This is a genomic window from Azonexus caeni, assembly GCF_048146105.1.
Classification (GTDB): domain Bacteria; phylum Pseudomonadota; class Gammaproteobacteria; order Burkholderiales; family Rhodocyclaceae; genus Azonexus; species Azonexus aromaticus_B.
The window spans coordinates 111,043-125,055 of sequence record NZ_JBKJAD010000004.1; the positions used below are offsets into that span (position 1 = coordinate 111,043).

Annotated in this window: 10 protein-coding genes; 5 read left to right on the forward strand and 5 right to left on the reverse strand. The window is 66.2% G+C overall.

The genetic code is table 11. From position 1 onward, the window contains the following. Nucleotides 1–111: 111 nt before the first annotated feature. Nucleotides 112–3,375, reverse strand: a complete 3,264-nt coding sequence (gene icmF, locus ACLIIZ_RS06970) for a fused isobutyryl-CoA mutase/GTPase IcmF (protein WP_416691392.1) — start codon at nt 3,373–3,375, stop codon at nt 112–114. A 195-nt stretch (nt 3,376–3,570) separates the two neighbouring features. On the opposite strand from icmF, the gene ACLIIZ_RS06975 reads away from it, so the two are divergent. Next, nucleotides 3,571–4,611: an AraC family transcriptional regulator gene (locus tag ACLIIZ_RS06975; RefSeq protein WP_416691393.1), complete on the forward strand. Its 1,041-nt coding sequence runs from the start codon at nt 3,571–3,573 to the stop codon at nt 4,609–4,611. Here the strand turns inward: ACLIIZ_RS06975 and ACLIIZ_RS06980 are convergent. Next, nucleotides 4,584–5,198 carry a class I SAM-dependent methyltransferase gene (locus ACLIIZ_RS06980; protein WP_416691394.1) on the reverse strand — a complete coding sequence of 205 codons (615 nt, stop codon included), beginning with the start codon at nt 5,196–5,198 and terminating at the stop codon, nt 4,584–4,586. The two genes, ACLIIZ_RS06975 and ACLIIZ_RS06980, sit on opposite strands and share 28 nt — an antisense overlap. Before the next feature lie 292 nt (nt 5,199–5,490). Here ACLIIZ_RS06980 and ACLIIZ_RS06985 point away from each other — a divergent pair, with 292 nt between their 5' ends. After that, complete coding sequence (locus ACLIIZ_RS06985) at nt 5,491–6,336, forward strand: phosphate/phosphite/phosphonate ABC transporter substrate-binding protein (protein ID WP_416691395.1); 846 nt, start codon at nt 5,491–5,493, stop codon at nt 6,334–6,336. A 4-nt stretch (nt 6,337–6,340) separates the two neighbouring features. Then, nucleotides 6,341–9,019, forward strand: coding sequence for a response regulator (locus ACLIIZ_RS06990; RefSeq protein ID WP_416691396.1), 2,679 nt, complete (start codon nt 6,341–6,343; stop codon nt 9,017–9,019). Between the two features lie 57 nt (nt 9,020–9,076). Here ACLIIZ_RS06990 and ACLIIZ_RS06995 read toward each other — a convergent pair whose 3' ends face one another. From ACLIIZ_RS06995 to ACLIIZ_RS07005, 3 genes are all read right to left on the reverse strand, one after another. Further along, the gene (locus tag ACLIIZ_RS06995; RefSeq protein WP_416691398.1) at nt 9,077–10,354 is read right to left on the reverse strand and encodes a M48 family metalloprotease; all 1,278 of its coding nucleotides are present in this window, start codon (nt 10,352–10,354) and stop codon (nt 9,077–9,079) included. A 74-nt stretch (nt 10,355–10,428) separates the two neighbouring features. Then, nucleotides 10,429–11,862, reverse strand: coding sequence for an SH3 domain-containing protein (locus ACLIIZ_RS07000; RefSeq protein ID WP_416691399.1), 1,434 nt, complete (start codon nt 11,860–11,862; stop codon nt 10,429–10,431). 2 nt (nt 11,863–11,864) lie between these two features. Continuing rightward, on the reverse strand, nt 11,865–13,073 hold the full coding sequence (locus ACLIIZ_RS07005) for an SPFH domain-containing protein (protein WP_416691400.1): 1,209 nt from the start codon (nt 13,071–13,073) through the stop codon (nt 11,865–11,867). Here ACLIIZ_RS07005 and ACLIIZ_RS07010 point away from each other — a divergent pair. Together ACLIIZ_RS07010 and ACLIIZ_RS07015 are read left to right on the forward strand one after the other, a co-directional pair. Further along, the gene (locus ACLIIZ_RS07010) at nt 13,072–13,320 is read left to right on the forward strand and encodes a hypothetical protein (RefSeq protein WP_416691401.1); all 249 of its coding nucleotides are present in this window, start codon (nt 13,072–13,074) and stop codon (nt 13,318–13,320) included. The genes ACLIIZ_RS07005 and ACLIIZ_RS07010 overlap by 2 nt on opposite strands. Then, entirely contained in the window at nt 13,317–14,012 is a 696-nt protein-coding gene (locus tag ACLIIZ_RS07015) for a response regulator (protein WP_416691403.1), read from the forward strand. The genes ACLIIZ_RS07010 and ACLIIZ_RS07015 overlap by 4 nt, the downstream gene beginning before the upstream one ends. Nucleotide 14,013: the final 1 nt, after the last annotated feature.

The window sequence follows — 14,013 nt, forward strand, 5'->3', positions numbered from 1 at the left end:
CGGCGTGGCAAGGAACGACAAAATTGAAACGGCGAGGTACATCGCCTCGCCGTGTTATTACTCCTCCGCCCTGTTCGGGTCCGGAATGCCGTTCCCCTTCCGGGGTCTCGCTTACATGCTTCTGCGGTACTGCCCACCCACTTCGTAGAGCGCCGAGCTGATCTGGCCGAGCGAGCAGCAGCGCACGGCGTCCATCAGCACGGCGAAGACGTTGCCGTCCTCGATCACCGTCTGCTTGAGCTTCGCCAGCATGGCCGGCGCGCGGTCGGCGTTGCGGGCGTGGAAGTCGCGCAGGCGCTGGATTTGCGATTGCTTTTCCTCGTCGGTCGAGCGGGCCAGTTCGATCTCCTGCTGGGCCATGCCCTTCGGATTGAGGAAGGTATTGACGCCGATGATCGGGTAGGAGCCGTCGTGCTTCTTGTGCTCGTAGTACATCGACTCTTCCTGGATCTTGCCGCGCTGGTAGCCGGTTTCCATGGCGCCGAGCACGCCGCCGCGCGAGGCAATGGCTTCGAATTCCTTCAACACCGCTTCCTCGACGAGGTCGGTCAGTTCGTCGATGACGAAAGCACCTTGGTTGGGGTTTTCGTTCTTGGCGACGCCCCACTCGCGGTTGATGATGAGCTGGATGGCCATGGCACGGCGCACGCTTTCCTCGGTCGGCGTCGTGATCGCCTCGTCGTAAGCGTTGGTATGCAGCGAGTTGCAGTTGTCGTAGATGGCGATCAGCGCCTGCAGCGTCGTGCGGATGTCGTTGAAGTCCATCTCCTGCGCGTGCAGCGAGCGGCCGGAAGTCTGGATGTGGTACTTCAGCTTCTGGCTGCGCTCGTTGGCGCCGTACTTGTTCTTCATCGCCACCGCCCAGATGCGGCGGGCGACGCGGCCGATCACGGAATACTCCGGGTCCATGCCGTTGGAGAAGAAGAAGGACAGGTTGGGCGCGAAATCGTCGATGTGCATGCCGCGCGCCAGGTAACTCTCGACGTAGGTGAAGCCGTTGGACAGCGTGAAGGCGAGCTGGCTGATCGGGTTGGCGCCGGCTTCGGCGATGTGATAGCCGGAGATCGACACCGAGTAGAAGTTCTGCACCTGGTTGTGCACAAAGAACTCCTGGATGTCGCCCATCATCTTCAGCGCGAATTCGGTCGAGAAGATGCAGGTATTCTGGCCCTGGTCTTCCTTGAGGATGTCGGCCTGGACGGTGCCGCGCACGGTCTTGAGGACCCATTCGCGGATCTTCTCGGCTTCGTCCTCGGTCGGCTGACGACCGTTGTCCTTTTCGAACTTGGCCATCTGCTGGTCGATCGCGGTGTTGAAGAAGCAGGCCAGGATGATCGGCGCCGGGCCGTTGATCGTCATCGACACCGAGGTCGTCGGGCAGACCAGATCGAAGCCGTCGTAGAGCACCTTCATGTCGTCGAGGGTGGCGATCGAGACGCCGGAATTGCCGATCTTGCCGTAGATGTCCGGGCGCTCGTCGGGGTCGCAACCGTACAGCGTCACCGAGTCGAAGGCCGTAGACAGGCGGTGCGCCGGCATGCCTTCGGAGACGCGCTTGAAGCGGCGGTTGGTACGGAAGGCATCGCCCTCACCGGCGAACATCCGGGTCGGATCCTCGCCTTCGCGCTTGAAGGCAAAGACGCCGGCGGTATAAGGGAAGGAGCCGGGGACGTTTTCCTTCATCAGGAAGCGCAGGATCTCGCCGTCGTCGGTGTACTTGGGCAGGATGACCTTGCGGATCTTGGTGCCGGACAGCGATTCGGACGTGAGTTTGGTGCGGATTTCCTTGTCGCGGATCTTCACCACGTATTCGTCGCCGGAATAGGCTTCCAGCGTCTGCGGCCACATGTCGAGCAGCTTCTTCGCCTTCGGGTCCTGCTGGCTGTCCGTGAACGCCTGCATCTCGTCGAAATCGCCCACCGGCTTCTCGCAACCGGCGAAGACCTGCTTCGCAATGCGCAACGACTGGCGCTCGCGGGCGATCTTCACCTGCTCGTCGACGTGTTTGTGGTAACCGCGCACCGTGTCGGCGATCTCGGCCAGGTAGCGGATGCGGGCGGTCGGCACGATGGCGCGGCTGGCCGTGGACTGGCGGACGGTGACCAGCGGTAGCTTGCCGGACTTCAGGTGCAGCCCCTTTTCGCTGAGCACCGGCACCAGCGCCTGGTAGAGCGCGGTGACGCCGTCGTCGTTGAAGCGGGCGGCCATGGTGCCGAACACCGGCATGTTCTCGGTCGGCGTCGTGAACAGCTCGCGGTTGCGCTGGTACTGCTTGCGCACGTCGCGCAGCGCGTCCTCGGCGCCCTTGCGGTCGAACTTGTTGATCGCCACGAAATCGGCGAAGTCGAGCATGTCGATCTTCTCCAGTTGCGAGGCGGCGCCGAACTCCGGCGTCATCACGTACATCGAGACATCGACGAAGGGCACGATGGCGGCGTCGCCCTGGCCGATGCCCGAGGTTTCGACGACGACCAGGTCGAAGCCGGCGAGCTTGCAGGCGGCGATCACTTCGGGCAGCGCGGCGGAGATTTCCGAGCCGGTGTCGCGGGTGGCCAGCGAGCGCATGAAGATGTTCGGGTGCTCGATCGCGTTCATCCGGATGCGGTCGCCGAGCAGCGCGCCGCCGGTGCGCTTGCGCGACGGGTCGATCGAGATCAGGGCGATCTTGACGCTGTCTTCCTGGTCCAGGCGGAAGCGGCGGACCAGTTCGTCGGTCAGCGACGACTTGCCGGCGCCGCCGGTGCCGGTGATGCCGAGCACCGGGATCGACGTCGCGGCAGCGGCCTTGAGCAGCGGCTCCTTGAGCGTCGGCGCGGCGCCGTTCTCGAGCAGGGTGATGACCCGGGCGAGCAGGCGGCGATCGCCGGCGCGCAGGCCTTCGAGCACCTTGTCGGCTTTCGGGATGCCTGCGCCGGCGAGGTCGTAGTCGGACTGTTCGACGACTTCGTTGATCATCCCCTGCAGCCCCATGTGCACGCCGTCTTCCGGCGCGTAGATGCGGGTCACGCCGTAGGCGTGCAATTCCTTGATCTCGGCCGGCACGATGACGCCGCCACCGCCGCCGAAGACCTTGATGTTCTCGCCGCCGTTGGCCTTCAGGAGGTCGATCATGTACTTGAAGAATTCGACGTGGCCGCCCTGGTAGGAGGTGATGCAGATGCCCTGGGCATCTTCCTGCAGTGCGGCATTGACGATCTCCTGCACGGAGCGGTTATGGCCGAGATGGATCACTTCGGCGCCGGTCGCCTGCAGGATACGGCGCATGATGTTGATCGACGCATCGTGACCATCGAACAGCGAGGCGGCGGTGACGAAACGGACCTTGTTCCTGGGCTTGTAGGGAACGAGTTTCTTGGCGACGGAAAGATCGGTCATGACATCGGCCTCGCGAAATTGACGGGAAGGCGCTCATCTTAGGACGCTTTGCGCGCCCCGCCATTGCCAGCCCTGACGACAATCATGCAAATTCCGCCAAGGTGATATGCTGGCGCCGTCTACCGCCGGAGCGCAGCTCGATTGCTGCGCCGCACCATGAGCCAACGCGAAACCAAACGCCAAACCACTGTTGCAATGGGATTTGTCACCGGGATGCTGGCCGGGCTTGCCCGCCGCAACATCGATCCGGCGCCGCTGCTGCACGCCGCCGGCGTCGATCTTGCAGACCCCGCCAGACGGATTCCGGTCGAACGCTACGCCGCGCTGTACAACCTGCTCAACCGCGAACTCGACGACGAGGGCTTCGCGCTGTTCGCCCAGCCGATGCGCGTCGGCAGCTTCGAATTTCTCTGCCGCGGCTGCCTGACGGCGCCGACGCTGGCCGAAGCGCTGCAGCGCGCCAGCCGCTTCCTGCACCTGGTGCTGCCCGACCTGGCGGTCAGCGTCCGGCGCAGCCAGGGACGCGCCGACCTGGTGATTGCCGAAACCCGCCACCTCGCCGCCGACCCCGACGACCCCGGGCGCATCTTCGCCTTCGAATGGCTGCTGCGCCTGCTGCATGGCCTGTCGTGCTGGCTTGCCGGGCGCGGCATCGGCCTCGACAGCGTTATCTTCCCGTACCGCAAACCGGTGCATTTCGCCGACTACGCGCTGATCTTCACCGAAGATTCGCATTTCGCGCCGACCCTGCCCGGCGGCAAGGGCGTACTGCTCGCCAGCTTCAACGCCAACCTGCTCGAACTGCCGCTGCGCCGCGACGAGGCGGCGCTGACCGCCTTCCTCGACGGCGCGCCGGGCAAGATCACGAGCCTCTACCGGCGCGACCGGGCGATGGTGACCCGCGTCCGCGACCTGCTGCGCGCCGCCCTGCCCACCCCGCTGAGCCTCGACGAAGTGGCGGCACGCCTGCACCTGTCGCCGCGCACGGTACACCGCCGGCTGGAGGAGGAAGGCTCAAGCTTCCGCGGCATCAAGGACGCGCTGCGTCGCGACATGGCGCTGGCCCGCCTGGTCAAGACCCGCGACCCGGTCGCCCGGATCGCCGCCGATCTCGGCTATACCGATACCTCGGCCTTCTATCGCGCCTTCGTCGAATGGACCGGCATGGCGCCGGCCTACTATCGCCGACACTGGGTGGAGAACGGCGATCAGGCGACGCCGCCAGGCCTGGGCTGAGCATCCTGCAACTTGTTGAGGCGCAGCCACTGACGCAGGCGCTGGACAAGCGTCTTGTGCCGCCGGCTGACCGGCACGCCACGTACCGCCAGGTAGGCGGCGATACCCGCCGCAACCTCCGACTTGGGGCGGCCCCAGGCATTGTCGGGGCCGATCACATAGCCCGGCAGCAGATCGTCGACGGCACGCCTGACCGTATCCCAGTTGATGTCGTGCCCCAATATCCAGCCCGTCGCCTTGACCTTCGGCAGCCAGTCCGCGATATCCCGGCGCACGCCTTGCTCGCTGTGATCTGCATCGATATAGACGAAATCGAGACTCTCGTCTGGCACCAGGCGCGCCGCCTCGTGGGTCCACATCTTCAGGACCCGTCCGCGATCGCCATGGCGAGCGGCAACGGCGCGGACACGTCGCTCGTTCTCATCGTGCGGCCAGTCAACGTAGGACTCGGGGCCGTCGTTATCCGGCTGCGACGCCCAGAGATCGACGCCGTAAAGGCAACTCAAGCCAGCGCAATTGGCGAGCAGATGGGTGAAGGTCTCGCCCCGCCAGACCCCCAGTTCGGCACCGCATGACCAGCCATGCACCTTGATCAGATGCTCGAGCCATTGGCCACGCTTCCGGCACCCGTCCGGCAACGCAATGCTGGGTGTGGCCCGCGGTGAAACAATCACTTTGTCTACGTCAGGTCTCATTGCTCCCCCTCTTCAAGCACGGCTGCCGGAACACGATCCCTGCGGCACGCATGTGGAAACTGGCTGAAACATGCAGGCTAGCGAAACTGTGTTACCGGTTGATGTTCAGCACGGTTGCCCGCCAGCCACTACAGGAGGAAAATTGCAGCGTTACCCTTGTGCCGTCAGCAAAAGGAAGATCGCCATGTCCGCCCTGATTCGTTCTCCCGGCATCCTGCGGATGGTTGTGGCGCTGTTCCTCGCTGGCTGGCTGTCCGCCGCCGGCGCCCAGCAGGCACCGCTCAAGCTCGGCATCATGCCTTTCAACAGCCCGCTGGCGCTGATCCGCACCCACCAGCCGCTGACCGAACATCTGGAGCGCCAGCTCGGCCGCAAGGTCATCGTCCTTACCTCGCCCGACTACTTCACCCACATCAACCAGTTGCTCGCCGGCGATTTCGACCTCGCCATCACCGGCCCGCATTTCGGCGCCATGGCCTCGCAGCGCGGCATGACCCTGCTCTTCCGCTACGCCGCCGACCTGCAGCCGGTCTTCGTCGTCCGCGACGATTCGACCATCCATCAGGCAAAGCAGTTCGCCGGCAAGACGCTGGCCCTGTCGAGCCGGCTGTCGATCTCCTCGATCGGCGGCGTCGACTGGTTGCACCAGCAGGGCTTGCGTCCGAATGTCGACTTCCGCGTCGTCGAATACAGCTCGCACGGCGCCGCCATCGCCGCTGTCGCCGCCAGCGCCGCCGATGCGGCGGTGACGACTTACACGCCACTGCGCCAGATACCGGCCGACCTGCGGCAACAGGTCCGCCTGCTGTCCAGCGAAATCCACATGCCGCACCTGATGACGCTGGCCCACGGGCGCCTTGGCGCGCCCGCCATCGAACAAGTGCGCAAAGCGCTGCTCAGCTTTCAGAAAACCCCGGCCGGCGAAACCTTTTTCCGCGACACCGGCTACAACGGCTATGTCGCCGTGACGCCAGACGACATCGAGAAGCTGCGTCCCTTCGTCGATCTGACCGTGCAGATGATGAGGTAAGCCCTTGCCCCTGCCTGCCTTCACGCGCAGCCTGCGGTTCCGCCTGGTGATCAGCAGCCTGCTGATCGAACTTCTGGTGTTGACGCTGTTGATCGGCAACGGAGTGCGCCTGATCAACCACCACCTCGGCGAGCAGTCGCTGCGCCATCACGCCGCCATCCAGCAGGCCTACAAGGTCGCCGTCGCGGTGCCGCTGGCAACCCGCGACTACGCGACGCTGCGCGACATTTTCGATGGCTGGCAGGAAAGCGAGGAAATCGTCTACCTCGCCCTGACGGACCCCGAAGGCCACCGGCTGGCCAGCAGCCGCTGGCCGGAAAACCAGCCCCTGCCACCGCCCGGCGCCGACCTGCAGGGCGCCGACATCGTCCATATCCGTTTCCCGATCGAAATTTACGGCCAGCATTACGGCGAACTTCAGTACGGCCTGTCGCAGAAGTTCATGATCGCCGCCCGCCAGGAGCTGCTCGCCCAGGGCGTGCTGATCGCCCTCGCCGGCATCCTGCTGACGACGCTGGTGCTGACCGCCACCGGCTACTGGCTGACCCGTCACCTGAGCACGCTGGCCGCGGCCAGCAGCCGGATTGCCGCCGGCGATTACCGGGCGCCGCTGCCGATCAGCGAAACCGGTGAGATCGGCGCCCTCAGCCACAATTTCGCGGCGATGGCGAATGCCGTCGAAACCCGGATCGAGGAACTGGCCGCCCACCTGAGCCGCCAGAAATCGATCCTCGACGCGCTCGGCGAAGGCGTTTTCGGGATCGACGAACAGCATCGCTGCATCTTCGTCAATCCGGCCGCCTGCGAACTCCTGCACTACCTGCCCGACGACCTGCTCGGCCAGGACACGCACCGCCTCTTCCACCACACCCGGCCCGACGGCAGTTTCTTCCCGGAAGCCGAGTGCCCGGTGCACAAGACCGTCATCGACGGCTTGCGGCGCAGCGGCAACGACTGGTTCTGGCGCCGCGACGGCAGCGGCATCCCGGTCATGCTGACGGTCAATCCACTCTGGCGCGAGGGCCGGCACTGCGGCGCCATCGTCGCCTTCAGCGACATCACCGACCTGATCGGCGCCACCGCCGCGCTGCGCGAGAGCAACGCCCGCCTGACCCGTTTCATCGACGCACTGCCCGACATCGTCGTCATCAAGGACGGACAGAACCGCTGGCAGCAGATCAACCACGCCGCCGAGGAAGTTTTCGAGCTGCACGACACCGCCTGGCAGGGCAGGACCAACCGGGAACTGGCGGAAATCCGGCCGAACTTCCGCAGCTTCCACAGCGCCGCCGCCGACACCGACGAAATCGCCTGGCGCGAAAACGGCATCAGCCACAGCATCGAATATCTGAACCCGGGCGACGCACCGATCCGCATCTGCGAAGTGCGCAAGATCGCCAGCCGCGCCGCCGACGGCACGCCGCAGGCGCTGATGGTGATTGCCCGCGACATCACCGAGAAACGGCGCACCGAAGCCGAACTGGAACACTACCGGCAACACCTCGAGGAACTGGTCGAACAGCGCACCACCGAACTTGCCGTCGCCAAGGAGGCAGCAGAAGCCGCCAACATCGCCAAGAGCGCCTTCCTGGCCAACATCAGCCACGAAATCCGCACCCCGCTCAACGCCATCACCGGCATGGCGCACCTGATCCGGCGCGGCGGCCTCAATCCGGAGCAGAGCGAACGCCTGGACAAACTGGAAGCCGCCGGCAACCATCTGCTCGACATCATCAACGCCGTGCTCGACCTGTCGAAGATCGAAGCCGGCAAGCTGACGCTCGAGGAAATCCCGGTCAATATCGGCAGCATCCTCAGCAACATCGTCTCGATGCTGCACAGCCGCGCCGAAGACCGCGGCATCACGCTGATCGTCGAACCCGGCACGCCAGCGGGCAAGCTGCTCGGCGACCCGACGCGCCTGCAGCAAGCCCTGCTCAATTACGCCGCCAACGCCATCAAGTTCACCAGCGAAGGCTGGGTCCGGCTGGCCGCCGAGACCGTTGCCAGCGAAGATGACAGCGCGTTGATCCGTTTCACCGTCACCGACACCGGCGTCGGCATTGAACCGCAGGCGCAGTCCCGCCTCTTCTCGGCCTTCGAGCAGGCCGACAATTCAACCACCCGCAAATTCGGCGGCACCGGACTGGGGCTGGCGATCACCCGCAAGCTCGCCGAATCGATGGGCGGCGAGGTCGGCGTCATCAGCACGCCAGGCGAAGGTAGCTGCTTCTGGTTCACCGCGCGCCTGCGGCGCGATCCCGACGACAGAAGCCAAACGGAAACGGCCAGCTCCGCCCGCCCGGCCGACAGTCTGGTGGGCCGGCGCGTACTGCTCGCTGAAGACGAACCGGTCAATCGCGAAATCGCCCGGATGCTGCTCGACGAGATCGGCCTCGACTCGGCCTGCGCCGAGGACGGCAGCATCGCGCTGCAGATGGCTGCGGCAGAGCATTACGACCTGATCCTGATGGACATGCAGATGCCGAACATGGACGGCCTCGAGGCCACCCGGCGCATCCGCCTGTTGCCCGGCTACGCCGGGGTGCCGATCCTGGCGATGACGGCAAATGCTTTTGCCGAAGACAAGGCGCGCTGTTTCGAAGCCGGCATGAACGACTTCATCGCCAAACCGGCCCGCCCCGAAGACCTCTTCGCCAAGCTGCAGCAATGGCTGCAGTAGTCTGAAAAAAAAGGCCGCCGGCTGAGCCGGCGGCCTTTCCAATATCGCTCAGCGATTTCAGCGCAGACGACCCAACAGGCCAGCCCAGCCACCATCCTGCTCAACGCCGGTCGCCGCCAGGCTCGCGCACGCGGTACCGGCGGGAACCGCGCTAGCCGCCAGCGTCGTCTCGCAACTCCAGTAGAGGTCGCCTTCGTCGTCCAGCGTCGGCGTGTAGGTGATCGTCTGCTCGCCCTTCAGGGTCAGGGTGATGATCGCCGACTCGGCGTCGATGCTGCCCTGCACGCCGCTGCCCGGCGCGGCGATGCCGAGGCCGCCGAGATCGCCCGGAATCTGGCTGTGTTCGAGGATGTAGCTGCCGGTCGCCCGGGTGATCTGGTCGCCATAGCTGAACGCCGGCTGCGCCGCGGCACGATTGACGTGTTCCTGGTAGGCGGGAAGGGCGATGGCGAGGAGCACGCCGATCAGTGCGAAGAGCATGACGATGCCGAGCAGCGGACCGCCGGCGCCGACGCGCGGCATGAACAGCGCCAGCAGCCAGGCCAGCGGATGACGCGACGGCAATTTGGCCATCGGTTCGCGCAAGTGCGCCATGCGCTTGCACAGCCAGGGATAGTCGCTGGCCAGTTCGTTGAGCGACATCCAGAAGCCACCGGTGCGCTCGCACTGGGCAACGTAGGCGGCCGCGTCGAGGCTCTTCCAGCGCCGGGTGCCGGCGGCGAGGACGGCCAGGGCGCGCGCCGCCGACGCCTGATCGGCGCAGCAGGCGAGGCCGTACTGGTCGCAGGTGTATTCCTGGGCCCGGCGGTAGGCGGCACCGATCAGCGGCAGCAGCATCGCCGGCGCCATCCACCAGCCATTGGCGATGTGCTTGCGGTCGATGTGGCCGAGTTCATGACCGATGTAGAAGTTGATCGCTTCCGGATCCTCTTCCAGCGCGTCGACCACGTCGGACAGCAGGACCACGTAGTAGCGACGCAGGAAGCGGGTGGCAAAGGCATTGAGCATGCCGTCGCCGGTCATCAGGAAAGCTTCCGGCAGCTTGACGCCGAGACGCCCGGCGCAGCGCTGCAGACGCTCGTGCAGATCGGGAAACTGCGTCGCACTGATACGCACGGCGTTGCCCTGCAGGTAGGAAATCAGCGCCGAATGGGCAAACAGCGCGAACAGGTACATCAGCAGCATGTACAGCCAGACGATGCCGATGGTGCCGACGGTGAGCAACAGCCAGAACAGCCCGGCAAACACCGCCAGGATCGCGAACAGGGTTTTCTCGTGACGGTAAGCGGCGACCGGTGTCACCGCAAGCGAACCGATCAGGGAAGGAGAAGTCATGGGGAACTCCGGAAACGACCAAAAGGGCGGCATTATTTCACGACATATGAATATTCGCTAGTCATTACGACGGCTCAGCGCACCGCCACAGTCCCTGCCTTCCACTGCGGACTCTGCCAGCGGTAGAACGGCGTCAGGCTGGACGGCCGGTCGGCCTGCCGGTCGGTGAGCAGGGTGCTCAGGGAAACGGTCTCGAAGCTGGTCCGGTATTGCTGCCCGGCGCGCAGTTCGCGCGCCGCCAGCATCTGCTGGCCGCCAGGCACCCAGCCGGCGAACTCGATATAGCCGAGGTCGGGATTGTCGAGCGCCGGCGGCAGCACATCCAGTTGCCAACCGGCCGCCCCTTTGCGGAACACCCACATCTCGCGCCAGGTATCGAGCGGCTGCACCGCCAGGGTCAGCGCGTCGCCCTGCGGCGACGGGGCGGCCGACGCCGGCCAGACCACGCCCCAGGTGCAGCGGCTGAACAAAGGGGCTTTCTTTTCGTCCCTGGCATCGAGCAGATCGACGCAGCTTTCCCCCGGCTGCCCCGGCCGTACCCGCACCGCCAAGCCCGCGCCGGCCTTGAATGGCGTCGCCGGTGTTCCCGGTGCCGCCGCCCAGCGCGAGGCGCCGACGCGGATGGCGGCGTCGCTGTAGGCGGCGGCATCGCTTTCCATCAGTTCGCCGGGATCGATCGCCGCCAGTTCGTCGAGCGAGCGGCGCGCCGCCTCGGCCGCCGCCGTCGCCGCCAGTTCCGGACGACGCGCCCGCTGGTAGGCGAGGCTCGCCCAGACGCCGGCGCGACGCAGGTGCAGGCGGTTCTTCAGCATTCCCGGCAGGGCGTGCAGCGCCACCCGCTCGAGCAGGTCGGCGCGCCAGTTGTCGTAGGCAAAGCGCTCGCTCGGCGTCAGCATCGGCGGCACGCAGTCGTGATCGGTCAGCGACAGTGCCGCCAGCGCCTTGTGGATTTCCGTCGACGACAGCGTGAATACCCGGCGCTGGGCCTCGCCATCGCTGCACAGGCGGACCGTGCCGTCGCTTTCGTGGCTGAGCAGGCGCACCCCGTAGTGGGCCGCCACTTCGACATGGGCTGCCGCCGCTTCGGCGGCCTTGCCGCTGCGCCCGGCGCTCGCCCGGCGGGCCAGACGGTCGGCCATTTCGCCGAGGGCGGCGAAGGGTTCGCCGTCGATCGCGCCGGCCGGCGCGGCGCGCAGGTAAGCGGCGGCGTAGGCGATGCCGAGCGCTTCCGAGCCCGGGCTGTCCTTGAGGAAGCGCAGCACCGCCAGCAGCTCCGGCGCCGCTGCGGGCTGCAGCGACTGGACGCGGACCTGGCTGGCCCGGATGTAGCCGGCGCGCTCGCGGCGGTGATCGTAGACCTGCAGGAAATCGCCCTTCTCGCCACGGATTTCCAGGCTATCGCCCTGCCACAGCACGGCCTGCTGGGCGGCGGAGTTGCGCGGCGCGGCGCGCAGCGCCGACTGATCCTGGGTGACGATGGCGATCACGGTCAAGGCGGTGGCCAGCATGCTCATTCTCCCTCGTTGCTGGCGGCCGTCTGGCCGAGCAGGGCGCTACCGATGAAACCGCCGGCGGCAGGCGGCGGGGCGATGATAACCGAGACCTTGTCGGACAGCTTGTCGGCCATCGCCTTCTGGATCAGCAACGGGTTCTTCTGGATCAGCGCGCCGTCGCGTTCGAGTTGTTCGCTGGCGATCCTGCCCAGCTTTTCCTGGCGGTAGGCCTCGGCGTCGGCCAGCTTGCGGCGCGATTCGGCTTCGCCCTGGGCCTCGATCTGGCGCGCCTGGGCATTCGCCTCGGCAGCCTTGATGCGGCTGATCTTGTCGGCCTCGGCTTCCAGGCCGCGCTGTTCGATCTGCTTCTGCTTGAACGGCAGGATGTGCTTCATCGCCTCGGCCTGCGCCTTGGCGGCGATGATCTGCTCCTGACCGGCGGCTTCCGCCGCCTTTTCGCGGCGCACCTTGTCGGCTTCGGCGTCGAGGTCGCTCTCCTTGACCTGTTTTTCCTTGAGCTGCAGCGTGTACAGCATCTTCTCGCTGGCCAGTTCCTCGGCCAGCAGGCGATCCATGCCGGCGCGGTATTCTTCCGGCAGTTCCACCTTGCCGATCAGCACCGACTGCAGCTTGATGCCGTCACGCGCCAGAGCGGCGCGCAGTTCGCCTTCCATGCTGTCGCGGATTTCCTGGCGCTTGGTGGAGAAGATTTCGCGCACCGTGTAGCGCGCCAGCGTCTTGTACATGACGCCCTGCGCCGCCGGCTCGACCACCTGGCCACCGATGTCGTCGGGCAGGTTGCGGGCGAAGCTGGCCAGACTGGCCGGTTCGAGCGCGTAGCGGACGGTGATGTCGACGCCGATCGACAGCCCTTCGACGGTCTGGAAGACGTCGCCGCCCTGCGCCCGGTAGACCTGGTCGCGCAGCGGGAAGCGGCGCAGTTCGTGCAGGCCGGGGATGACCAGCACGGCGCCTTCGCGCACCTCGGCGACGCCGCCGGTGAGCTGGTTGATCCGTACCGCCGCTTCGCCGCGCGCCACCGACTGCATCGGCGGCCGCTGGTAGAGCGCATAGCCGCCGATGGCGGCGAGCGACAGGGCGATGATGCCGACGCGGGCGCGCAAGGCCTGGCGCCCCAGGCCGGCGGCGGCACCGGCAGTGCGCGTGGCGGCAAAGGCCAGCGCGTCGTACATTCCTTCGCCCAGTCTGGACAGTCTTTCCTTCATGATCTTTCTCCTCGAATGGTGGGCCGCAGGCCCGGAATCAGCGTTGGCCGGGCGGGTTTTGCATGTCGTCCGGCATGTCGTGCATCGTGCCGCGCCCGCCGTGGAGGAAGCCATGCCGACGGCGGGCGACTTCAGTCAGGCACCGGAAGCGGCGCCGCCGGCGCGTGAACGAAAGCTCACGCCGGCGGCATGCAAGGACGGGGAAAAACGCGGATACTTCGCTCCTCTGACTAGGAGCCGGACATGATCAAGGTCGCCGTCATCGAAGACGACATCCCCACCAGCAAGCAGTTGAAGGACTGGATCCTCGCCGCCCGCCCCGACCTCCAGGTCGACCAGTGGTTCAACCGCGACGACGCGGAAGCCGCGATCGCCCGCGAGGACTACGCGCTGGTCACGCTCGACATCGAGCTCGGGCGCGAACGCCACGCCGGCGTCGCCGTCATCAACGCCATCAACAAGACCGGGCGCGGCACGCCGGTGCTGGTCGTCTCGGCGATGCCGGCGGCGATCTACCGCAGCATCATGAAGGCGCTCGACGCCTGGGACTACCTGCAGAAAACCAGCTTCGAGGAAGCCGACTTCATCGAGACCTTCCTCGAAATCCTGCGCGCCGGACGCGACCGCCAGACGCCGGCCGCGGCACCGGCCAGCGAACTCGCCCTCGACCCGCTGCGCCAGAGCACGCCGTTGTGGCGCGGCCAGCGCGTCAACCTGCCGCTCACCGCGCAGCGCATCCTGGCGACGCTCTACCAGCGGCGCGGCGAGGTGGTTTCCTACGACGAACTGTTCGCGGTGGTCAAAAGCGGCCGCAACCGCGACAACATCCGCAAGCACATCAGCACCATCCGCGAGGCCTTCCGCGAACTCGACGCCGATTTCGACCGCATCGAGAACGTGCCGATGCGCGGCTTCCGCTGGACCGAAACGGGACGCTGAC